This is a genomic window from Klebsiella sp. HC6 (assembly GCF_022605325.1).
Lineage (GTDB): Bacteria > Pseudomonadota > Gammaproteobacteria > Enterobacterales > Enterobacteriaceae > Klebsiella > Klebsiella terrigena.
In genome coordinates this window covers 2,313,450-2,334,457 of the sequence record NZ_CP093276.1, presented here as the reverse complement: position 1 = coordinate 2,334,457, position 21,008 = coordinate 2,313,450, and the positions used below count along the sequence as shown (strand labels likewise).

Annotated in this window: 22 protein-coding genes; 7 read left to right on the top strand and 15 right to left on the bottom strand. The window is 56.6% G+C overall.

Going from position 1 to position 21,008, the window contains the following annotated elements; translation table 11 throughout:
* Nucleotides 1-60: 60 nt before the first annotated feature.
* Nucleotides 61-780 (bottom strand): fatty acid metabolism transcriptional regulator FadR, encoded by a 720-nt coding sequence (gene fadR, locus MMW58_RS11395; RefSeq protein WP_041146172.1) that lies wholly within the window; start codon nt 778-780, stop codon nt 61-63.
* Nucleotides 781-1,022: 242 nt separating this feature from the next.
* On the opposite strand from fadR, the gene nhaB reads away from it, so the two are divergent.
* The 3 genes from nhaB (at nt 1,023) to MMW58_RS11380 (ending at nt 3,868) form a co-directional block, all read left to right on the top strand.
* On the top strand, nt 1,023-2,573 hold the full coding sequence (gene nhaB / locus MMW58_RS11390; RefSeq protein WP_241723382.1) for a sodium/proton antiporter NhaB: 1,551 nt from the start codon (nt 1,023-1,025) through the stop codon (nt 2,571-2,573).
* 138 nt (nt 2,574-2,711) lie between these two features.
* On the top strand, nt 2,712-3,242 hold the full coding sequence (dsbB, locus tag MMW58_RS11385) for a disulfide bond formation protein DsbB (RefSeq protein ID WP_041146174.1): 531 nt from the start codon (nt 2,712-2,714) through the stop codon (nt 3,240-3,242).
* A 281-nt stretch (nt 3,243-3,523) separates the two neighbouring features.
* Complete coding sequence (locus MMW58_RS11380; protein ID WP_041146175.1) at nt 3,524-3,868, top strand: TehB family protein; 345 nt, start codon at nt 3,524-3,526, stop codon at nt 3,866-3,868.
* Between the two features lie 97 nt (nt 3,869-3,965).
* On the opposite strand, the gene MMW58_RS11375 is transcribed toward MMW58_RS11380, so the two are convergent.
* The 4 genes from MMW58_RS11375 to MMW58_RS11360 form a co-directional block, all read right to left on the bottom strand.
* Entirely contained in the window at nt 3,966-4,481 is a 516-nt protein-coding gene (locus MMW58_RS11375; RefSeq protein ID WP_133598435.1) for a DUF4823 domain-containing protein, read from the bottom strand.
* 126 nt (nt 4,482-4,607) lie between these two features.
* Nucleotides 4,608-5,054: a YcgN family cysteine cluster protein gene (locus tag MMW58_RS11370; protein ID WP_041146176.1), complete on the bottom strand. Its 447-nt coding sequence runs from the start codon at nt 5,052-5,054 to the stop codon at nt 4,608-4,610.
* Between the two features lie 93 nt (nt 5,055-5,147).
* On the bottom strand, nt 5,148-5,807 hold the full coding sequence (locus MMW58_RS11365) for a fumarylacetoacetate hydrolase family protein (RefSeq protein ID WP_045859128.1): 660 nt from the start codon (nt 5,805-5,807) through the stop codon (nt 5,148-5,150).
* A gap of 92 nt (nt 5,808-5,899) precedes the next feature.
* Nucleotides 5,900-6,178: a YcgL domain-containing protein gene (locus tag MMW58_RS11360; RefSeq protein WP_123709073.1), complete on the bottom strand. Its 279-nt coding sequence runs from the start codon at nt 6,176-6,178 to the stop codon at nt 5,900-5,902.
* A 126-nt stretch (nt 6,179-6,304) separates the two neighbouring features.
* On the opposite strand from MMW58_RS11360, the gene minC reads away from it, so the two are divergent.
* From minC to minE, 3 genes are read left to right on the top strand one after another with little or no spacing between them, the layout of a single operon-like run.
* A complete protein-coding gene (gene minC, locus MMW58_RS11355) occupies nt 6,305-7,003 on the top strand; it encodes a septum site-determining protein MinC (protein ID WP_159235853.1) in 699 nt (232 codons plus the stop codon).
* Nucleotides 7,004-7,026: 23 nt separating this feature from the next.
* Complete coding sequence (minD, locus tag MMW58_RS11350; RefSeq protein WP_041146180.1) at nt 7,027-7,839, top strand: septum site-determining protein MinD; 813 nt, start codon at nt 7,027-7,029, stop codon at nt 7,837-7,839.
* 3 nt (nt 7,840-7,842) lie between these two features.
* Nucleotides 7,843-8,112 (top strand): cell division topological specificity factor MinE, encoded by a 270-nt coding sequence (minE, locus tag MMW58_RS11345; RefSeq protein ID WP_041146181.1) that lies wholly within the window; start codon nt 7,843-7,845, stop codon nt 8,110-8,112.
* 97 nt (nt 8,113-8,209) lie between these two features.
* On the opposite strand, the gene rnd is transcribed toward minE, so the two are convergent.
* From rnd to MMW58_RS11320, 5 genes are all read right to left on the bottom strand, one after another.
* On the bottom strand, nt 8,210-9,325 hold the full coding sequence (gene rnd / locus MMW58_RS11340; protein ID WP_166646163.1) for a ribonuclease D: 1,116 nt from the start codon (nt 9,323-9,325) through the stop codon (nt 8,210-8,212).
* Between the two features lie 81 nt (nt 9,326-9,406).
* Nucleotides 9,407-11,092: a long-chain-fatty-acid--CoA ligase FadD gene (fadD, locus tag MMW58_RS11335; RefSeq protein WP_133598442.1), complete on the bottom strand. Its 1,686-nt coding sequence runs from the start codon at nt 11,090-11,092 to the stop codon at nt 9,407-9,409.
* A 219-nt stretch (nt 11,093-11,311) separates the two neighbouring features.
* Nucleotides 11,312-11,914: a Slp family lipoprotein gene (locus MMW58_RS11330; RefSeq protein WP_159235723.1), complete on the bottom strand. Its 603-nt coding sequence runs from the start codon at nt 11,912-11,914 to the stop codon at nt 11,312-11,314.
* A gap of 38 nt (nt 11,915-11,952) precedes the next feature.
* Nucleotides 11,953-12,648: a tRNA (adenosine(37)-N6)-threonylcarbamoyltransferase complex dimerization subunit type 1 TsaB gene (gene tsaB / locus MMW58_RS11325; RefSeq protein WP_133598446.1), complete on the bottom strand. Its 696-nt coding sequence runs from the start codon at nt 12,646-12,648 to the stop codon at nt 11,953-11,955.
* Between the two features lie 67 nt (nt 12,649-12,715).
* A complete protein-coding gene (locus MMW58_RS11320) occupies nt 12,716-14,626 on the bottom strand; it encodes an ATP-dependent DNA helicase (protein WP_133598448.1) in 1,911 nt (636 codons plus the stop codon).
* A gap of 194 nt (nt 14,627-14,820) precedes the next feature.
* On the opposite strand from MMW58_RS11320, the gene MMW58_RS11315 reads away from it, so the two are divergent.
* Complete coding sequence (locus MMW58_RS11315) at nt 14,821-15,165, top strand: RidA family protein (protein WP_041146187.1); 345 nt, start codon at nt 14,821-14,823, stop codon at nt 15,163-15,165.
* 62 nt (nt 15,166-15,227) lie between these two features.
* Here MMW58_RS11315 and MMW58_RS11310 read toward each other — a convergent pair whose 3' ends face one another.
* Genes MMW58_RS11310 through MMW58_RS11290 form a run of 5 tightly spaced genes read right to left on the bottom strand, consistent with a single transcriptional unit; the run spans nt 15,228 to nt 20,574 of the window.
* A complete protein-coding gene (locus tag MMW58_RS11310) occupies nt 15,228-16,370 on the bottom strand; it encodes an alginate lyase family protein (protein ID WP_241723717.1) in 1,143 nt (380 codons plus the stop codon).
* A 7-nt stretch (nt 16,371-16,377) separates the two neighbouring features.
* Nucleotides 16,378-17,472 carry an ABC transporter ATP-binding protein gene (locus tag MMW58_RS11305; RefSeq protein WP_241723380.1) on the bottom strand — a complete coding sequence of 365 codons (1,095 nt, stop codon included), beginning with the start codon at nt 17,470-17,472 and terminating at the stop codon, nt 16,378-16,380.
* 10 nt (nt 17,473-17,482) lie between these two features.
* Nucleotides 17,483-18,322: a carbohydrate ABC transporter permease gene (locus MMW58_RS11300; protein WP_133598455.1), complete on the bottom strand. Its 840-nt coding sequence runs from the start codon at nt 18,320-18,322 to the stop codon at nt 17,483-17,485.
* Between the two features lie 9 nt (nt 18,323-18,331).
* Nucleotides 18,332-19,273 carry a carbohydrate ABC transporter permease gene (locus MMW58_RS11295; RefSeq protein WP_241723377.1) on the bottom strand — a complete coding sequence of 314 codons (942 nt, stop codon included), beginning with the start codon at nt 19,271-19,273 and terminating at the stop codon, nt 18,332-18,334.
* Between the two features lie 11 nt (nt 19,274-19,284).
* On the bottom strand, nt 19,285-20,574 hold the full coding sequence (locus MMW58_RS11290; protein WP_241723375.1) for an ABC transporter substrate-binding protein: 1,290 nt from the start codon (nt 20,572-20,574) through the stop codon (nt 19,285-19,287).
* Nucleotides 20,575-21,008 lie beyond the last annotated feature (434 nt).

Here is a 21,008-nt window from a genome sequence, read left to right as displayed (position 1 = left end):
ATCGCATAAAGCAAAACGCCCGGCATAATCGCCGGGCGTTTTTTTATCTTACTGCGGGACTTAGCGCATACCGATGACTAAATCACCCGGCAGCGTTTTCTGCATACGATGCCAGATTTCACCGCTGTCATGTCCGTAGCGACGGACGATCTCATAAACCTGCTCGTGCTGCCCTTCTTCACAGACTTTAGCCAGCTGGTGATAGAAGCCCAGCGCCAGGCTGCGCGCTTCCGGATTGGCAAAATAGTGACGGCCAATGCGGGTATACAGGCCCTTCATGCCGTTGAGGATCAGGCCGTAGATCGGGTTACCGGAGGCAAAGGCCAGGCCGCGGAAGATGCCGTAGTCGAGATCGGCGAACGCATCGCCGTGGTCTTCCACCTCACGCGCCGCGGCGAGAACCTGCAGGGCGTTTTCAGGATGCTGACGGAAGGCCGTGCGGATAAAGATAGTGGAGATATTGGTCCGCACCGACAGCAGGTTATCGATCAGCTGCGGGACGCTGTCGTGATCGAGGCGCGCCAGCGTTTCGAGAATATTCAGACCCGACGTTTCCCAGAAATTGTTCACCTTCGTCGGTTTGCCGTGCTGTATCGTTAACCAACCGTCACGGGCCAGACGTTGCAAAACTTCGCGTAAGGTCGTACGGGTCACACCAATAAGTTCAGAAAGCTCACGTTCGGCGGGGAGAATGGTGCCCGGGGGAAAGCGGTTATTCCATATACTTTCAATGATGTACTCTTCCGCGAAACCCGCAGGGCTCTGCGCCTTAATGACCATAGTAAGATTTCCATTACACAGCGTTGCAAATTCTACTCATCATACCAGAGCCGCTATGGGGCAGATAGCGCCAGGAGGTAATTAAAAAGGGATCGCCGTTTCATTTTGAGATTTTGCTCTTCGCGTTTGACAGAGGTCGGGCGCGATGCGAACCAGGTTGCCTCCCCTTTTGCTCAGCTGGTAGTCTTGCCAATCGCAATACGTAAATTCATGTCAATATTTGACGGGGAAGGATGTCTGTCGTGGAAATGTCTTATGGCCGCGCCCTGTGGCGTAATTTTCTTGGCCAGTCTCCGGACTGGTATAAGCTCACCTTAATTATCTTCTTAATCATTAACCCGCTGGCGTTCTACCTCAATCCGTTCGTCGCCGGCTGGCTGCTGGTTGTTGAGTTTATTTTTACCCTGGCGATGGCGCTCAAGTGCTATCCGCTGCTGCCCGGTGGCCTGCTGGCTATCGAAGCGGTATTTATCGGGATGACTACCGCAGAGCATATTCGCGATGAGATCGCCGGCAACCTCGAGGTGATCCTGCTGCTGATATTTATGGTGGCCGGGATCTACTTTATGAAGCAGCTGCTGCTGTTTATCTTTACCCGCCTGCTGCTGGGGATCCGCAGCAAGATGCTGCTGTCGCTGGCCTTTTGCCTGGCGGCGGCGTTCCTCTCCGCCTTCCTCGATGCGTTAACCGTGGTGGCGGTGGTGATTAGCGTCGCGGTGGGATTTTACGGCATTTATCATCGCGTGGCCTCCGCGCGCCCCGACGATCTCGATCTTCTGGACGATAGCCACATCGACCAGCACTATCGCGACGTGCTGGAGCAGTTCCGCGGCTTTTTGCGCAGCCTGATGATGCACGCGGGCGTCGGTACCGCACTGGGCGGCGTGATGACCATGGTGGGCGAACCGCAAAACCTGATCATCGCCAAAGCGGCCGGATGGCACTTCGGCGAGTTCTTCTTACGCATGGCGCCGGTGACGCTGCCGGTCATCGTCTGCGGCCTGCTCACCTGCCTGCTGGTGGAGAAGTTCAGCCTGTTCGGCTACGGGGAACCCCTGCCGCCGGCGGTGCGTAAGGTTCTGCAGGATTACGACGATCGCAGCCGCCAGCAGCGCAGCCGTCAGGATCGCCTGCGGCTTATCGCCCAGGGGATTATCGGCATCTGGCTGATTACCGCGCTGGCCCTGCATCTTGGGGAGGTCGGGCTGATCGGCCTGTCGGTGATCGTTCTGGCGACCACCTTCTCCGGCGTGACCGACGAGCACGCTATCGGTAAAGCCTTTACCGAGGCGCTGCCGTTCACCGCGCTGCTGACGGTCTTTTTCGCCGTGGTCGCGGTGATTATCGACCAGCACCTGTTCTCGCCGCTGATTCAGTTCGTGCTGCAGGCGTCGCCGCACGCCCAGCTGTCGCTGTTCTATCTGTTTAACGGCCTGCTGTCATCCATTTCCGATAACGTCTTCGTCGGCACGGTCTATATCAACGAGGCCAAAACCGCGCTCCAGCAGGGCACCATCAGCCTGCCGCAGTTTGAGCTGCTGGCGGTCGCTATCAATACCGGCACCAACCTGCCTTCGGTCGCCACGCCTAACGGCCAGGCGGCGTTCCTGTTCCTGCTGACCTCTGCCCTGGCGCCGCTGATTCGCCTCTCCTACGGGCGAATGGTGTGGATGGCGCTGCCTTACACCATCGTGATGACCCTGGTCGGGCTGCTGTGCGTTGAGTTTACGCTGATGCCGGCGACGCAGTGGATGCTCGAAAACGGCTGGCTCGTGACGCCGCAGCTTCCCTGAGCCTGACGCGATATTGACGCATCCGCAATCTACCGGCGGATGTGCAATATTTTTACGTAATATTTTCGGACTAGCTGCTGGCGTCGGTTCGGTTTTCGTTTACACTGCCATGATTTAGCATTTTTCAGGGAAAAGACTATGTTGCGATATTTAAACCAGTGCTCAAGAGGACGCGGAGCCTGGCTCCTGATGGCGTTCACCGCTTTCGCGCTTGAGATGGTTGCGCTGTGGTTCCAGCACGTTATGCTGCTGCAGCCCTGCGTAATGTGTATTTACGAACGCTGTGCGCTATTAGGCATTATGGCAGCCGGTATTGTCGGCGCTATCGCCCCGAAAACGCCGCTGCGCTACGTGGCGCTGGTTATCTGGCTCTACAGCGCGCTGCGGGGGCTGCAGCTGGCGTGGGAACATACCATGATTCAGCTTCACCCTTCTCCGTTCCAGACCTGCGACTTTGCCGCCCGTTTCCCAACGTGGCTGCCGCTGGATAAGTGGCTGCCGCAGATGTTCGTGGCCAGCGGCGACTGTTCCGTGCGTCAGTGGGAGTTTCTGACGCTGGAGATGCCGCAGTGGCTGGTGGGGATCTTTGCCGCCTATCTGGTTGTGGCCGTGCTGGTTCTGATTGCTCAGCCGTTCAAACCGAAAAAACGCGATCTGTTCGGCCGCTAACCCCGCCGCGCTAAAGCCGCGCCGCTAAGAGTAAAACCTGTCAGAGCAATCGCTGGCAGGTTTTTTTTTGCCTCGCCCCCCAGCAGCTCTCCACGATGCCGAAGGATCGGCGATGAAAAGACCCGGGGAGGCCGCAGCTTCTGTCCGACGTTCATTGAGCGCAGCGGACCCCGATCGCCGGCACCGCGCCTTTAGGGTATTTTTCTCTCCCGCGAGTTGACGTCAGGTCTCATAAGTTGCATATTAAATACATCTTATTCGCATCCGCTAAGGAGCTCACGATGTCTCACCTGCGTATTCCGGCTAACTGGAAAGTTAAACGCTCCACGCCCTTCTTTACCAAAGAGAACGTGCCTGCCGCCCTGCTCACCCACCACAACACCGCTGCCGCCGTTTTCGGCCAGCTCTGCGTGATGGAAGGGACGGTGACGTATTACGGCTTCGCCGACGAACAGGCGACGGAGCCGGAGGTCAAAGTGGTGATTAACGCCGGGCAGTTTGCGACCAGCCCGCCTCAGTACTGGCACCGCATCGAATTAAGCGACGACGCCCAGTTCAATATCAACTTCTGGGTTGAGGATGACGCCGACGGCGAAAACGGGCTGTTCCACAGCAAAAAATCGTAATCCCGCCTGCCGATGGCTGAAAACAGAAAACCCGCCGGTTGGCGGGTTTTTGCTGACAGGGATTAAAGGCTAATTCGAACGCCGCTGGACGTGGTGATTAATACAAGCCCGCAACGTAGCTATTAATCGGTTGCGGTAATAAATCCTGAGGATGATCGCCACCGAAAGTGGCCCACTTACTCTTACCGCTCAGGATGGATGAGGCGACCACGCGATCCGTGACGGAATGATAGACCGTTATTTTCACTTCAATTTTATCCGGAATTCCGGACCACTCTGTCGCTCTGTCTTCCCAATGCAGTATTTGAGGAACCACATAATAGCCTTCACTGAGCGGGCGTTTATCCTTCAGGCAGCTCAGCGTCGTACACTCCAGAACAACGGATACGTTGTCGGTATAACGGGAGAACGCAGACTGGACCGCGAGAGCCGTAGCTGCCCCGGAGCCGTTGTATACTTTGGTTTCATAAACCCCATTTGCCGGCTGAGCAATAACAACCATTTTATTTTTCAGCAACAGCTCGGTGCTTTTGGTGACTTCTGCTGTGTTGTATTTCGCCGAACATCCGCCAAGCAGGAGCCCGGTAATCGCTATCATTAGTATTTTTTTCATTTTATGTTTCCATTAATTGCAAACGGAAACATTTTATCATCGGTGACCATCGAGCTAAAATAAAAACCCCGCCGTTGGCGGGATTTTTGTTTTAGCCGTACTGCTTAGCGCTGCGGGCAGCGGACGCTACTGCGCCCAGTCAGGCTTGTTTAAAATATGGTCCTGCCAGTCGTTAACGGTGGACTCTTTCACCGCGATATGGCGCACGGAAATGCGCTCGCCGTGCATCGCCGCCTTCGAGCCGGTCAGCAGAGGATGCCAGTGCGGCAGCGGCTGGCCTTCCGCCAGCAGGCGATAGGCGCAGGTTGGCGGCAGCCACTCAAAGGTCGGCAGATTATCCCGCGTAAGCTTGATGCAGTCCGGCTCATACTCGAAGCGCCGTTCATAGTTACGGCACTGGCAGGTTTTAATATTTAACTGACGGCAGGCGACGTTAGTAAAATAGATTTCGTCAGTATCCTCATCCATCAGCTTATGCAGGCAGCACTGTCCGCAGCCGTCGCACAGTGATTCCCACTCCGCGTCGGTCATTTGCTCCAGCGTTTTATGTTGCCAGAAGAGTTGTTCGCTCATAGGGATGTCCGTCATTGCAATTCAGGGTGCACCTTATAACCAGTCTGGCACGCCGATGCAAGTTTTGCCGCCTCTGAAGGCGGCAACAGGAGGTTACAGCACGCGGGTCGACAGGGAGAAACCGTTAAAACCGACTTCGAGCTCGTCGCCGCTATTCAGCGGGCCGACGCCTTCCGGAGTGCCGGTCAGCACCACATCGCCGGCCTTCAGGGTAAAGAAGCGCGACATATAGGCAATCAGCGGCACAATTTTATGGATCATATCGGCAGTCGTGCCCTGCTGGCGGACAGCACCGTTCACCTTCAGGCTCAGCGCGGTGCTCTGCGGGTCGCCGTGGAACTCGGCGGCGGGAATAAAACCGGAGATCGGGCAGGAGTTGTCGAACCCCTTGGCCTTCTCCCACGGCTGGCCGGCTTTTTTCATCTTGCCCTGCAGATCGCGCAGGGTCAGATCCAGCGCCACGCCGTAGCCCGCGATCCCTTTGAGCACGTGCTCTTCGGTCGCCTGACGCAGCGTGCTGCCAATCAGCACCGCCAGCTCCACTTCGTGATGCACCGACCCCAGCCCCTCAGGAAGCACCAACGGCTGGCGGATATCGCACAACGCCGTCTCAGGTTTAATAAACAGCACCGGTTCTTCCGGCGTCGCACTGCCCATTTCCTTGATGTGGTTTGCATAGTTGCTGCCCACGCAAACGACTTTGCTTACCGGAAAATCCAGTAATGCTCCCTGCCAGTTATGATGTTGGTACATTATTTCCCCTTAGTGGGTGAATCAGAGTGATACCCTTTTCCTTCAGGCTGCTCCGGCGCGAACGACGTTCCCCTTCCCGCAGTCTGAATTATTTAAGGATTATTCCCCTGTTCCGCCAGATGCTTCTTGAGTAAATTCTCAGGCGGTGGAGGAATCTGCAGATAATAGCCCTGTTCGCTCAACGCCTGTTTTACTTTTTCCAGGTCAGCGCCAGCCAGTTTTTTACGCCCGTCGAGCGGCAGCAGCATGGTCATTTTCGGCGTGCCGAAGCTGCTCATTAATTCCGGGGGCACGCGTGAGAAATCGTCCTTTTTTTCGACATATAAATAGGTTTGCTCACGTTTAGTACTTCGATAGATCACACAAAACATAGTTTTACTCGGAATTAGACCCGTGGTCACTTGCCTCAATATATGAGTGACTATAACATGCCTTTTAGTCTTCGGAATATCACCGCACTTCGGCAGGTGATAAACAGCAAATTGAGTAAGGCCAGGATGTCAAATACGCCAATCGAACTTAAGGGCAGTAGCTTCACCTTATCTGTCGTTCATTTGCACGACGCAAATCCCGAGGTTATTCGTCAGGCGTTAGAAGACAAAATCGCCCAGGCCCCCGCGTTTTTACGTCACGCCCCGGTCGTTGTGAATATTAGCAGCATCGAAAATGTCGTCGACTGGCGCGCCATGCAGGAAGCCATCGCCACCACCGGTTTACGTATTATCGGCGTGAGCGGCTGCAAGGTCCCGCGGCTGAAAGCAGAAATCGACCGCACCGGGATCCCTTTACTGACGGAAGGGAAAGAAAAAATGCCTCGTCAGGCGCCGCCAGAACCGGTTGTCGCCCCGCCAGTTGTTAATCAGATCACAAAAACGCGTTTGATTGACCTGCCGGTACGTTCCGGTCAGCGCATTTATGCACCACACTGTGATCTAATTGTTACAAACCATGTGAGTGCCGGTGCGGAACTTATCGCCGACGGTAATATCCATGTATATGGCACGATGCGAGGTCGCGCACTCGCAGGCGCAGGCGGCGACAGGGAAGCCCAAATATTTTGTTCACACCTCGCGGCGGAGCTGGTGTCCATCGCTGGGGAATACTGGCTGAGTGATAATATCCCGGCCGAATTTTATGGCAAAGCGGCGCGTCTGCGTCTGGGCGATAACGCTTTGACTATTCAACCGTTGAGTTAGTCCCTTTTTAACAAGGAATTTCTATGGCACGCATTATTGTTGTGACTTCGGGTAAAGGGGGCGTTGGCAAGACCACCTCCAGCGCGGCCATCGCTACTGGTTTGGCCCAGAAGGGAAAGAAGACCGTCGTTATCGACTTCGACATTGGCCTGCGTAACCTTGATCTGATCATGGGCTGCGAGCGCCGGGTGGTTTATGACTTCGTTAACGTTATTCAGGGTGACGCCACGCTGAACCAGGCGTTAATCAAAGATAAGCGCACCGAAAACCTCTACATCCTCCCCGCTTCCCAGACGCGTGATAAAGACGCGCTGACCCGCGAAGGCGTAGACAAGGTTCTTGAAGAACTGAAAAAAATGAATTTCGATTTTGTTGTCTGCGATTCCCCTGCAGGCATCGAAACCGGTGCGCTGATGGCGCTGTACTTCGCTGACGAAGCCATCATCACCACTAACCCGGAAGTCTCCTCCGTTCGTGACTCCGACCGCATCCTCGGTATTCTTGCGTCCAAATCCCGCCGTGCGGAAAATGGCGAAGAGCCGATTAAAGAGCATCTGCTGCTGACCCGCTACAACCCAGGTCGCGTCAATAAGGGCGACATGCTGAGCATGGAAGACGTGCTGGAGATCCTGCGTATCAATCTGGTAGGCGTGATCCCGGAAGATCAGTCCGTGCTGCGCGCGTCAAACCAGGGTGAGCCGGTTATTCTGGATGATGCGTCGGACGCAGGTAAGGCCTATGCCGACACCGTCGAACGTCTGCTCGGAGAAGAACGTCCTTTCCGCTTCATTGAAGAAGAGAAGAAAGGTTTCCTCAAACGCCTGTTCGGAGGATAAATTATGGCATTACTCGACTTTTTTCTCTCGCGGAAAAAGAACACGGCCAACATTGCGAAAGAGCGCCTGCAAATCATCGTTGCGGAGCGTCGTCGCGGCGATGCTGAACCGCATTACCTGCCGCAGCTACGAAAAGATATTCTGGAAGTCATCTGTAAGTACGTGCAGATCGACCCGGAAATGGTCAGCGTGCAGCTGGAGCAGCGAGACGGTGATATTTCGATTCTGGAGTTGAACGTGACTTTACCAGAACCGGAAGAGTCGAAATCCTGACGCTGGATGCGCCCGATAGCCTCGCGCCGTCGGGCCAGTTTGTTGCATAGCCCGGAGATCTCCCGGGCTATTTGCCGTAGCTTAGCGCTGCCGTGACCTAGCGCGGATATTCGCTGAGCAGCGCCCGCAGGCGATCGGCCATCAGTTCGCTACGCCAGCCGGAAATCAGCTCCGGCAGCGCATTTCCGCTCTTCAGCTGCCAGTGCCAGTTCAGCAGCTGGTTAATCTGCCTTCTTGACGCCAGCAGCTCGGCGCTTAGCCCCGTTTCGCTACTCACTTCCTGCACCAGCGCCTTAATCTCTTTGAAGACCTTGCGGTATCCCGGCATATCGATCAGGTTTTGCAGCGGCTCAGGCAACGCCTCTTCCGGCAGCTCCTGCGCCTTCGCTACCAGGCTTATCAGCGTCTTGCCGTGAAAACGAATTTCGCTGCCCGACAGCCCGAGGCTATCGAGCTCGCCGAGGCTGCCGGGCATATAGCGCGCCACGCTCCACAGATGCTCTTCACGCACGACGAAATTCACCGCCATGTCGCGATCGCGCGCTTTGCGCAGCCGCCACTCCGCCAGCAGCTGCAGGCAGCCGAGCTGGCGGGTGCGCAGCTGCCAGGCGTTGCCGATCTCGCGCCACGCCTGCGACGGGTCCTGTATTTCCTGGCGGCGCTGCTGCATCAGGCGACACTCGTCCAGCGCAGCGGGCAGCCAGCCGGCGGCTTCGGTTTCGGCCATCAGCCTGCTGGCGATGGGCAGCAGGTACCAGACGTCCGCCGCGGCATAGTCGCACTGGCGTTCGGTCAGCGGGCGGGCCAGCCAGTCGGTACGCGACTCGCTCTTATCCAGCGCCACGCCGGAGTACTCCTCGACCATCGAGGCAAAGCCCCACGACATCGGGCGCCCGCAGAAGGCCGCCAGAATTTGGGTGTCAATCAGCGGCTGCGGCATCAGGCTGAAGGTGTTGAGGAATACTTCCAGATCTTCACTGCCGGCGTGGAGGTATTTGGTGACGTTTTGATTCAGCAGCAGTTCACGCATCGGTGCCCAATCGGTGATTTCCAGCGGATCGATGAGCGAAACCTGCTCGCCATCAAACAGCTGCAGCAGTCCCAGCTGTGGATAATAGGTACGGGTGCGGACAAATTCCGTATCCAGCGCAACCGCAGCTGCCGCGCTTGCCGCTTCACAGACGGCGCGAAGACCGTCGTTGGTGGTAATCATCTGATAGTTCAAATCATGCTCTCTTAACTGGCGCCCATAAAAAACGCCGGCTTAGCCGGCGTCTGGCGATTCACTCTTAGCTCAGGCTTTATTGTCTACTTTAGCGCGAGCTTCGTCACGAAGTTCTCGCCGTAAAATTTTCCCGACGTTCGATTTTGGCAGCTCATCACGAAACTCAACCAGCTTGGGAACCTTATAGCCCGTCAGCTGGCGGCGGCAGAAGGCGATCAGCGCCTCTTCGCTCAGCGTCGCCTCTTTCTTGACGACAAAAATCTTCACCGCTTCGCCGCTGCTGCCGGACGGTACGCCGACCGCAGCCACTTCCTGAACGCCGGAGTGCTGCATCACCACGTCTTCAATTTCGTTGGGGTAGACGTTAAATCCGGAAACCAGAATCATATCTTTCTTACGATCGACAATCCGCAGGAAGCCATCGTCGTCCATCACCGCGATATCGCCGGTGTGCAGCCAGCCGTCTTTGATGATTTCCGCGGTGGCGTCCGGACGCTGCCAGTAACCCAGCATCACCTGCGGGCCTTTCACGCACAGCTCGCCCGGCTCGCCCGGGGCGACTTCGTTATCGTCATCGTCCACCAGCTTCGCTTCGGTCGACGGCACCGGAAGCCCGATGCTTCCGCTGTGGTAGTCAATATCGTGCGGGTTAACGCTAACCAGCGGCGCGCACTCGGTGAGGCCGTAGCCCTCCAGCAGATACTGTCCGGTGAGCTTCACCCAGCGTTCGGCCACCACCTGCTGGACCGGCATCCCGCCGCCGGCGGAGAGGTGCAGCGTGGAGAAATCGAGCTGCTGAAACTCTTTGTTATTCAGCAAGGCGTTAAACAGGGTATTGACCCCGGTCATCGCGGTAAACGGATATTTAGCCAGCTCCTTCACCAGCCCCGGAATGTCACGCGGGTTGGTAATCAGCAGGTTCTGCCCGCCAAGCTCGATAAACAGCAGGCAGTTCATGGTCAGCGCAAAAATGTGGTACAGCGGTAAAGCCGTCACCACCAGCTCTTTGCCCCGGTGCAGCAGCGGCCCGTAGGTGGCGTTGACCTGCTCAAGGTTGGCCAGCATATTGCGATGGGTCAGCATGGCCCCTTTCGCTACGCCGGTCGTCCCGCCGGTGTACTGCAGGAACGCCAGGTCTTCACAGACGATTTCCGGTTTGACGTACTGCATCCGGTAGCCGTGCTGCAGCGCGCTGCGAAACGAAATAGCGTCGGGCAGATGATATTTCGGCACCAGCCGCTTGATATACTTGACGACAAAGTTAACCAGGGTCCCTTTCGCCGTCGACAGCTGATCGCCCATTCGCGTCAGGATAACGTGCCTGACCTGGGTTTTATCGACCACCTTCTCGAGGGTATGCGCAAAGTTTGAGACGATCACAATCGCCGCGGCGCCGCTGTCGTTAAGCTGATGCTCAAGCTCGCGCGGCGTATACAGCGGGTTGACGTTAACCACGATCATCCCGGCGCGCAGGATCCCGAACAGCGCAATGGGGTACTGCAGCAGGTTAGGCATCATCAGCGCCACGCGGTCGCCCTTTTGCAGCCCCAGTCCCTGCTGAAGGTAAGCGGCGAAGGCGCGGCTGCGCTCCTCCAGCTTACGATAGGTCATCACCTCACCCATGTTGATAAACGCCGGCTGGTCGGCATAGCGCGTGGCGGCGTGTTCAAACAATTCAACCAGGGATTGATAGCGGTCAGGATTTATCTCCGCAGGAACATCGGCGGGATAACGGTTTAGCCAAACCTTTTTCACTGCATCACCTCTGAAATAGTTATTCGTCGTCATCACAGCCCCTGATCAACAAACATTCTGTTAACATTATATTAACTCAGCGTACCAGTTTATTAATTAGGCGTTTTGCAGGTTGCGAAGCGCGTCACTATTTATTTTTCTTATCAGACCAAAAATGACGAAACAGCGGGCAGGCCGCTGTTTCTTTTAGCTTTCAAATAGCTTATAAAAACCGCAAAATCATTCGGTTACCACATTTCTTACTTCCGCAGGACCCGGATTATACCAGCCCATTCCACCGTAGCCCCAGCCGCCATAACCGTAGCCGTAGCGCCACGGACGCGGGCCGACCATCCACGGGTCAATCGGCTGCGGCGGCATAACCACCTGCTGCACAACGTTCCAGCGCTTATAGCCGGTGGCGTTCATCTGCATAAACTTGTACGGCGTGCCGCCGACCTTACCGTCGACAACGCCGGTAATCGGGCCAACTACCGTCACCAGGTGACCGCGGAAGTCGACCGGGTCGAGGAAGCCGTTAACGTCGGCGAGGATACGCCCGCGCGAAGGCTCACCCAGCTCCGGCCGGGCGGCGCTGTCCAGCGGCACCGTGGCAATTTCTAAGCGGGTTTTGCCCTGCTGATTCGTGATGTTGACCACTTTGCCGCCAAAGCGAGCTTCCTGGCCAACGTACAGCTGCGGTGCGGCCATAACCCGCACTAAATCCTGCTGCGGCGTCGGGGTTGAGCCTTTGATGGCATCCGGTACCGAAACGCAGCCACTTAACGCGGCGGCAGCGGCGCCCGCCAACAGCCAACGTACTACTTTAGTTTGACCCGCCATGATGCGACTCCTTCTCTCAGTCTTATGCTTACTGAGATTCATCCACGGCCAGGAAGTTTCTTCCAGGCCACGTTGTTACGCAAATAAACCGGCTCGGCGTGCTCTACGGCAACGGTTTTTCCAACGGAAAGCAGATGACAGGCCAGCGGCAGCATGTCTTCCGCTGCCGGCAGCTCAATTTCGCCGTCGGTTAAGGTCAGCGAGGAGTCCTTCGCCAGATCGGGCCACGCCGGCCAGCCGGTGCCAACCGTTGCCCAGCTTCCCTCCAGCTGCTGCAGACGCTCGCTGACGGCCTCCGGCTTGAGGACCGCTTCGGTCTCTTCCCCGTGCCAGACGCCCCGTTCGTCGCGCTGATATTCCGCCCAGTAAACCTCGCCCATGCGGGCATCAATGGCTGCCAGCACGCGGGTGGCGCCGGTTTTACGCCATGCGCCCTGCGCCATGGTGGCCAGCGTAGAAACGCCGATCATCGGCAGTTCGGCGCCAAGCGCCAGGCCCTGCGCAATGCCGATGCCGATGCGCACGCCGGTAAAGCTACCCGGCCCGCGGCCGAACGCCAGCGCATCCAGGTCGGTCAGCAGGACGTTGCTTTCGTTAAGGACATCCTGCACCAGAGGCAGAATACGTTGCGTATGTTCGCGGGGGCAGATTTCAAAATGAGCACAAAGGGTGCCATCATTCCACAGCGCCGCGGAGCAGGCCTCCGTGGCGGTATCGATAGCTAAAATTCGCATGGGTTGTCGCGCTCTCGCTATAGCAGATTGACAAAATGGCGCGCAGTTTATCACATTTTACGCCGGATCACCGCCCCGGCGGCACGGCGAGAAAGCGCACCGCCCGGCGGATATCGCGGGTTCGCGGCGCCGGGGGCAGGCTGGCGAGGAATACCGCGCCGTAGGGGCGCATCACCAGACGGTTATCGCAAATGACCAGCACGCCGCGGTCGTCAATATCGCGGATCAGTCGCCCTACGCCCTGCTTGAGGGTGATCACCGCATCCGGCAGCTGAACCTCGTCGAACGGGTCGCCGCCGCGCAGCCGGCAGTCTTCCATTCGCGCTTTCAGCAGCGGATCGTCGGGAGAGGTGAAGGGAAGCTTGTCGATAATCACCAAAGAGAGCGCATCGCCGCGCACGTCGACCCCTTCCCAGAAGCTGCTGGTCGCCACCAGCAGCGCGTTGCCGGCGCTGACGAACTGCTGCAGCAGCTGGCCTTTGCTGGTTTCCCCCTGCAGGAGAACCGGCAGCGTCATGGTGGCGCGGAACTGCTCCGCCAGATCGCGCATCATAGCGTGGGAGGTGCACAGCATAAAGCAGCGCCCGTCGTTAGCCTCAATCAGCGGCTTGAGCATCGCCGCCAGGTGACGCGCCGCGCCGGGCTGATTCGGCAGCGGAAGATTGCGCGGCACGCAGAGCAGCGTCTGGTGCGCATAATCAAACGGGCTGGGCAGCAGCAGCGACTCGGCCTCTTCAATCCCGAGGCGAGAGGTAAAGTGGCGCAGGTCGTCATTTACCGACAGCGTTGCCGAGGTGAAAATCCAGCTGCCGGGCTTTTGCGCCATCACTTCTTTAAACTTTTCGGCGACGGTCAGCGGGGTCAAGGCCAGCGTAAAGTGGCGCGAGGTGCACTCGTACCAGTAGCTGAAGCCCGGCTGGTTAATCTCTTTCAGCCGCTTGAGCCGCGCGCGATAGACCGTTGCCCGCTCAAAGGCGGCATCCAGCAGCGCGGAGCGCCCAAGGGAGAGCTTCGCCACGTCGTAACAGAGCTCCAGCGCGTCATCGAGCAGCAGCAGCGCGCGCTGGATATGGCTATCGGCCAGCAGGTCGCGCAGGTTGCCGCGATAGCCGGGGTCCCCGAGCTGCAGGCGAAAATCCTGCGCGCTCTGGGCCAGGCGATCGGCGCATTTTTGCAGCTGCTGGGTATCTTTCAGTTCGGTGCGGTAGGCGATGGTGATGTCTTTCGCCAGGTCCTGCAGCTGGCGGCTGGAGAGCGACTGGCCAAAATACTGGCTGGCGATATCCGGCAGCTGATGCGCTTCATCGAAGATCATCACTTCAGCCTCGGGGATGAGCTCGGCGAAGCCGCTCTCTTTAACCACCATATCGGCGAGGAACAGGTGATGGTTGACCACCACCACGTCGGCATCCATCGCCTTTTTACGCGCCTTAACCACAAAGCACTCTTTATACAGCGGGCAATCGCTGCCGAGGCAGTTGTCGTTGGTGCTGGTGACCAGCGGCCAGGCCTGCGAGTCCTCCGCCACGCTGACGCAGGTGCTGACGTCGCCGTCAATCGTTTGGTTAGACCACGATCGCAGCAGGATGACATCGCTCAGAACCTGCACCGGCAGATCGCCCCCGGCCAGCGCCTGCTGCTCGAGACGCTCCAGGCACAGGTAGTTCGACCGCCCTTTCAGCAGCGCCAGCTTGCCGGTAAATTTCAGCGCCGTAGCGACGGTAGGCAGGTCGCGGCTGTAGAGCTGATCCTGCAGCGCCTTCGAGCCGGTGGAGATAATCACCTTTTTGTTGGCCCGCAGCGCGGGCGCCAGGTAGGCGTAGGTTTTACCGGTTCCGGTCCCCGCTTCAACCACCAGAGGCCGCGTTTCCTCAATAGCCTGCGTCACCGCCACCGCCATCAGGCGCTGCGGCTCGCGCGGTTTGAATCCCGGAATCGCGTTGGCCAACTGGCCGTCTGCTGCAAAATCGTCGATCACAATGCCCCCTGGTTATTTGGACAGTGATTATGTCAGGGAGGAGCTCTTTTCACCAGCCCGGGTAGTGACGCGAGCGGAACATTATGGCAGTCTTGCCCCCGTCAAACGGACATACCCGTCGTCTTTCGGGCGGTTCCCGCGCCGGTTCTACCGGCAACGCCGCCTGAAATTCATTGGATTGAGAGGAAACTGAAATGACTATTACGCGTATCGATGCGGAAGCCCGCTGGTCTGATGTGGTGATCCACAACCAGACCCTGTACTACACCGGCGTGCCGGCAAATCTCGACGCCGGCGCTGAAGAGCAAACCGCCAACACCCTGGCGCAGATTGACGCGGTGCTTGAGAAACAGGGCAGCAACAAGTCGCGTATTCTCGACGCCACCATTTTCCTTGCGGACAAAAGCGATTTTGCCGCGATGAACAGAGCCTGGGACGCCTGGGTTGTTGCCGGTCACGCGCCGGTTCGCTGCACCGTGCAGGCCGCGCTGATGAAAGCAGAATACAAGGTCGAAATTAAAATTATCGCCGCGGTGTAAGCACTTTTACGCTGAGCCTTTCCGGGGTCGGCGCAAGCGCCTCGCCCGGAAAGGTGCCTGCCCTATCTGGCCGGGCACCACATCAACTGCTCTTTTAACGGTAACGTCTCCGAAGGCAAGCACTTCAGGGCTTCGCGATAGGTTGTCAACTGCTGTGGATATCCACGCGCCGACTGCAATAACACTCTTAGCGCGCTATCCCAGACAATTCCCTGCAAGTCGCTATACGGCCACAGGTCCGGCTCACGGATAAACGGCACCAGATAATCAATCCCCTGCTTCACCCCTCGCCCGTCGCGGACTGTATTCCAGCGATCGAACTCGACGTGTTCAGCGTAGCGGTTAAGCAGCAGATGCGCTTCCAGGTTAAACAGCGAATAGTGAAACGGAATGGTGCGCTCCAGTTCCATCGTCTGCTTGCCGTCCTGGTCGATTTGCGCCGCCATCCGTTGGGTAATGCCCTGCTCGATTATCCGCGCCACCAGGCCTTTATCGCCATAGAACAGCGCGTTCACCGCACGCTGGGCGTCATACCAGGTGCCGTGGTTGTTGTGCCAGACATACTCAGAATGGCCTATTTCGCTGTAATACATCCAATGGTTGAAGTCGCGGAACCACTGGTGCAGGCCGATGATATCATCCGTATCCAGCACGCTTGCCGCATTAATCAGTCCGATGGTGTCAACCACCATCCATAGCAGGCGCGTGTCGATAAGCCCGGTACCGCGACCGGAGACAATCCCCGGGATCGCCTGACCGTAGTTCAGATGCGGGTTCATCCGCGTATCCGCATCAAGAAACCAGCAGCGGATCTGCTGCGCGGCGGCCTGCGCGTACTGTCGCTGGCCGGTGAAATACCAGGCCAGCCCCAGCGTCAGGCAACGTTCGCACATGCGGATAATGCGCGTGGTGTCGGTGTCGTTATTTTCGCACTGCGGATTGATATGCCCGTCGCGGCGAATATAGGGCAGCCCGCTGGGCCGCCGCGGATTAGGCCACCAGTAGGTACCAAGACTGTAGTAATCATGGGCGTCGCCGCTCGCCGGACGAAGTTTTTTATGCACCACGCTTTCCGGCGGCTCGCGGCGCAGCAAGTCCGCTTCCGTCACCAGTTTCCCGAGCGCCTGCTGGAGTGGAGAAAATGGCTGCTTTAGTCCCGCGCGGGCATTCTCAAGACAGCTTTCATCAAGGGTGTACAGCTTCATCGCCACCTTATTCATCCTCCGCACAGGCGATGCGCAGGCCGCTTTGCGCATCAAACAGATGCACGCCGGAAAGCTTCGGCTGCAGCCAGATATTATCGCCCTCCTTGACCGCCAGACGCTGTTTGAACACCGAAGTGAATGCCCCGCCGCCGGTATCGCAGAACAGCTGCATATCCGAGCCGGTATTCTCCACCGCCGTGACCTTTGCCGCCAGCGCGTCGTCGCGCGCTTCGTGCACCACGTTGACCTGCTCCGGGCGAATAGCGTAGACCACCTGCTGCCCGTTTTGCACCCGCGATCCCGCAGGCAGCGCCAGCAGCGAACCGTCCTTCAGACGCAGAGCGGCGATGTTGCCGTTAAGCACCACTTCGCCCTGCAGCTGGTTGATCTCCGGTGAGCCGATAAAACCGGCGACAAACAGGTTCGCCGGCTGGTCGTACAGCGCCAGCGGGGTGCCCGCCTGCTCGATTCGCCCGTCGCGCAGCACGACGATCATTTGCCCCATGGTCATGGCTTCAATCTGGTCGTGCGTCACGTATACCGAGGTGGTTTTCAACCGACGATGCAGCTCGCGGATTTCACCGCGCACCTGGGTACGCAGCTTGGCATCGAGGTTTGATAACGGTTCATCAAACAAGAATACCTGCGGCTTACGTACAATGGCGCGTCCCATCGCCACACGTTGGCGTTGACCGCCGGAGAGATCTTTTGGCAAACGCTCAAGCAGCGGTTCCAGCCCCAACAGCGCCGCCGCATCGTTAACCTTCTGGTTGATTTCCGCCCTCGGCAACCGCGACATTTTCAGCGCAAAGCCCATGTTTTCGCGCACCGTCATCTGCGGATACAGCGCGTAGCTCTGGAACACCATCGCGATATCACGCCGCTTCGGTTCCACATCGGTGACGTTGCGTTCATTAATATGCACTTCACCAGCGGATATCTCTTCCAGCCCGGCAATCATGCGCAGCAGGGTCGATTTGCCGCAGCCGCTTGGCCCGACAAGGACGCAGAACTCACCGTCCGGGATAGTCAGCGACACGTCTTTAATGACGTGCGCATCACCATAAGACTTCCGCACGCTATTCAATACAACAGATCCCATAGGTAACTCCTTATCCTTTGACCGCGCCGGACATAATCCCGCGGTTGAAATGTTTTTGCAGACCCAGATAGACGATGATGCTTGGCAGCATCGCCAGTAGCGTAATGGCGATAAAAATGTTCGGTGTGATGCTCTCATCGGTACGCAGCGTACCGAGGATCACCGGAATGGTGTTCAGGCTGTCCTGGTTAACCACAATCAGCGGCAGCAGGTACTGGTCCCAAATCATGATGAAGCCAAAGGTCACTACCGTGCCGAGCGCCGGTTTCACCAGCGGGAGGATCACATGGAAGAAGATTTGCCATTCGTTAGCGCCGTCGATGCGTGCCGCCTCTTCCAGCTCTTTCGGAATGGCCGACATAAACTCGGTCAGCACAAAGATGGAGAATGCCCAGCCCACCACCGGCAGAATCATCCCGAGGTAGCTGTTGTAGAGCGACGCATCGATAAACGGCAGCCGCCAGTTAATAATCATGTACAGCGGAATGGCGATAACCTCTTCCGGCAGCATCATGGTGGACAAAATCACCAGACTGACCAGCGCCACGCCGCGAAACTTTTTGCGTGCCAGCGCGTAGGCCGCCAGCGCGCTCACCGAGACCTGCAAAACTGTGCCGAAGAACACCACCAGCACTGAGTTCAGCAGGTACTGCCAGACGCCGATATCCATCCAGGCGAAGATAAAGTTATCGAAGGAGAACTGATGCGGCCAGGCCAACAGTTCGCCCGGCTTGACCGGCGCGCCGCTGAACGCGGTGGCGACGATGCCCCAGAACGGGCCGACAAAAACAATCAACAACAGCGCGTAAATGCACCAGCGTCCTGCGGTATCCCAACGTTTACTTAACATCACGGCTCCTTAGTAACGTGCAATACGTTTTTTTAGCGTTAAATGACAGATGGTTAAGATCACCGTAAAGGTGAACAGCAGGAACGACACCGCCGAGGCGTAGCCATAGTCGAACTGCTCAAAACCCAGTTTATAGATGTGGGTCATGACCATTTCCGTGGCGTTAGAAGGCCCGCCGCCGGTGGTGGCGTACACTTCCGCAAAGACACGGAAACCACGAATAAAGGAGAGCATCAGCACCACCGACAGCGCCGGGATCATTCCGGGCAAGGTGACGTAACGCAGACGGTTCCACCAGTTTGCGCCGTCAACGTTCGAGGCGTCGTACAGATCGCGGCTGATGCCCGCCAGCCCGGCAATAAAAATCACCATGTTGTAGGGCACTGCTTTCCAGATATGCAGCAACATGATAACCCCCAGCGCCTGATCGGAGCTGGCAAGGAAACCCTGATCGGCTACGCCAAACCAGCTCAGAATATGGTTTACCACCCCGTTTGGCGTAGGGTTAAACAGGATGCGCCACATTTCGGCGACAATTGCCGCGCTGGTCACTGCCGGTAAAAAGATGGCGGTGCGAATAAATCGCAGGTGGCGCGCTGGCCCTTCAAGCAGCATGGCGAGGAAAAACGCCAGGATTGCGGCGGCAAACATGGTCACCACCACGTACAGCAGGGTATTCACCACTGCCGCATGTAGCTCAACGTCGGCGAAAGCGCGGGTAAAGTTCGCCAATCCCACCCACTCGTCCGGCTGGTTAAAGTTAACCTTGTAAAAGCTCATCACTAGCCCCTGAATCATCGGGATGAACTTAAACCAGCTAAAAATAATCAGCGCCGGGGCTAAAAACAGCCACGGAATCAGCGCCCGCTTGCGCTTTGGCGTCAACCATCCGGTGGCGTCAGGCGAAGCGGTTTGCTTTAGCGGCGAAGACTTCGTCTCATGCAGCGTCATAACTTACTCCCTCACTTAGCCAGCACATTTTGCTTTTGCAACTCGGCGTCGACCTTGCCATCTATCGCTTTCAGCTCAGCGGCAATATCGCTGTTGCAATCGGCGAAAATACGGTTAAAGCCATCGGCAGCCACCTGACGAACCGGCGTCCAGTTCGGAATTTGCGGTACGTAACGGCCCTGCTCGTTGTAGAGCCGAGCGAAGGTTTCCCAGCGCGGGTCCTGATAGACTGCTTTGACATCGACATTTTTATTTACCGGCAGGCGCACCACCGGAATGTGCTTGCTGCCTTTACCCATGCCAATTTCCTGGCCTTCGGTCGAAATCATAAATTCGATAAATTTACGCGCCGCCTCTTTTTGCTTGCTGCTTTTCATCATAAAGACGGAGGTCCCTTCAGCCAGAGTCGCTTCCCCTTTTGGCCCCACCACCGGCAAGACCTCAAAGTTGTCTTTGCCCGGGTCTTTATCAAACAGCGCGATGTGGTATGGGCCGCTAAAGAACATGCCGCTTTGTCCGGAACGGAACGATGGGATAACGTCGGCGGTGGTGGCGTTAATCGCCCCCGGCTGGGTGACTTTTTCACACATCATGGTACGCATAAACGTCAACGCCTGCGCGACTTGCGGGGTTTGCAGCGAGGCGCTGAACTTGCCGTTATTCTCTTTGACAAAATCACCGCCCGCCTGCCAGATAAAGCTGCTCATAAACCAGCTGGCATAGCCACGGGTCGTGGACGCCGGAACAACAAATCCGTAAGTGTCGTTTTTGCCGTTCCCGTCCGGGTCCTGGGTGGTAAAGGCTTTGGCCAGCGTTTGAATATCATCCCAACTTTTCGGCTGCGGCAGGCCTAATTTCTCGCGCCAGTCCTTACGCACAAATAGCGCGAAGGTTTGCGCGGATGTTGGAACGCCATAGTATTTGCCGTCGATATAGCGGGTACTGTTCCAGGCCGTCTGATACAGCTGGTCACCCCCCTTAATGCCTGAGGGGTCGATCTCTTCCGCAATGCCCAGTTGAATAAACTGTCCCAGCGATGCCGCATCGTTAAAAATCAGGTCCGGTAAGGCGTTGCCCGCCGTCGCCCTCGCCAGGCGCTGTTCAAAATCAGTCGTGGCGTTGAAATACTCAATTTTAATGCCGGTATTCTCTTCGAACTTTTCAGCCTCTTGTTTATAGATATTTTTGGAGTCATTGCTTGCACGGATCCACACGTTAAGGGTCGTGGCGGCGTAGCTTTGCCCGACGCCAACGCCCAGAGCAGTAACAAGTAATAATGAACGTAATTTATTCGCAGACATGATTGCATATCCTTTATTGTAGGGCACAACGGTAATTAAATTCGCAACAGCTGTTTTTCTGTGAGCGCGATTAACATCGCGGCATTAATTCAATATGCATAAAAAAGTATTTCCAAACATTAAATAGAAATGTATTTCTCAATACAACCGCACAAAAAAGAAATCGCATTTCAAAAACTTAAAAGTTGAATCAGATCACATAAAAGAGTGACATAAAAAGTGACATAAAAACTTAATATTTAAAAATCAATCAGTTATAAACTTATTTATTTTGTTAAATTTATCAATAAAAATTGAAAAACAGCGAAAACCGTGAACTACACCGCATTAAATGAGTCATTTTTCATCCGCCACAACAATCATGATGAACATCACAAAAAAAATCACTTTGTCTTTTACACTGCACGCCATGCTATTCATCAAAGCATTATTTT

What these genes read in the sequence shown, in the direction of transcription:
- fadR (WP_041146172.1), bottom strand. Translation starts at nt 780, where the DNA reads ATGGTCATTAAGGCGCAGAGCCCTGCGGGTTTCGCGGAAGAGTACATC.
- dsbB (WP_041146174.1), top strand. Translation starts at nt 2,712, where the DNA reads ATGTTGCGATATTTAAACCAGTGCTCAAGAGGACGCGGAGCCTGGCTC.
- MMW58_RS11380 (WP_041146175.1), top strand. Translation starts at nt 3,524, where the DNA reads ATGTCTCACCTGCGTATTCCGGCTAACTGGAAAGTTAAACGCTCCACG.
- MMW58_RS11375 (WP_133598435.1), bottom strand. Translation starts at nt 4,481, where the DNA reads ATGAAAAAAATACTAATGATAGCGATTACCGGGCTCCTGCTTGGCGGA.
- MMW58_RS11370 (WP_041146176.1), bottom strand. Translation starts at nt 5,054, where the DNA reads ATGAGCGAACAACTCTTCTGGCAACATAAAACGCTGGAGCAAATGACC.
- MMW58_RS11365 (WP_045859128.1), bottom strand. Translation starts at nt 5,807, where the DNA reads ATGTACCAACATCATAACTGGCAGGGAGCATTACTGGATTTTCCGGTA.
- MMW58_RS11360 (WP_123709073.1), bottom strand. Translation starts at nt 6,178, where the DNA reads ATGTTTTGTGTGATCTATCGAAGTACTAAACGTGAGCAAACCTATTTA.
- minC (WP_159235853.1), top strand. Translation starts at nt 6,305, where the DNA reads ATGTCAAATACGCCAATCGAACTTAAGGGCAGTAGCTTCACCTTATCT.
- minD (WP_041146180.1), top strand. Translation starts at nt 7,027, where the DNA reads ATGGCACGCATTATTGTTGTGACTTCGGGTAAAGGGGGCGTTGGCAAG.
- minE (WP_041146181.1), top strand. Translation starts at nt 7,843, where the DNA reads ATGGCATTACTCGACTTTTTTCTCTCGCGGAAAAAGAACACGGCCAAC.
- rnd (WP_166646163.1), bottom strand. Translation starts at nt 9,325, where the DNA reads ATGATTACCACCAACGACGGTCTTCGCGCCGTCTGTGAAGCGGCAAGC.
- MMW58_RS11330 (WP_159235723.1), bottom strand. Translation starts at nt 11,914, where the DNA reads ATGGCGGGTCAAACTAAAGTAGTACGTTGGCTGTTGGCGGGCGCCGCT.
- tsaB (WP_133598446.1), bottom strand. Translation starts at nt 12,648, where the DNA reads ATGCGAATTTTAGCTATCGATACCGCCACGGAGGCCTGCTCCGCGGCG.
- MMW58_RS11315 (WP_041146187.1), top strand. Translation starts at nt 14,821, where the DNA reads ATGACTATTACGCGTATCGATGCGGAAGCCCGCTGGTCTGATGTGGTG.
- MMW58_RS11310 (WP_241723717.1), bottom strand. Translation starts at nt 16,370, where the DNA reads ATGAAGCTGTACACCCTTGATGAAAGCTGTCTTGAGAATGCCCGCGCG.
- MMW58_RS11305 (WP_241723380.1), bottom strand. Translation starts at nt 17,472, where the DNA reads ATGGGATCTGTTGTATTGAATAGCGTGCGGAAGTCTTATGGTGATGCG.
- MMW58_RS11300 (WP_133598455.1), bottom strand. Translation starts at nt 18,322, where the DNA reads ATGTTAAGTAAACGTTGGGATACCGCAGGACGCTGGTGCATTTACGCG.
- MMW58_RS11295 (WP_241723377.1), bottom strand. Translation starts at nt 19,273, where the DNA reads ATGACGCTGCATGAGACGAAGTCTTCGCCGCTAAAGCAAACCGCTTCG.
- MMW58_RS11290 (WP_241723375.1), bottom strand. Translation starts at nt 20,574, where the DNA reads ATGTCTGCGAATAAATTACGTTCATTATTACTTGTTACTGCTCTGGGC.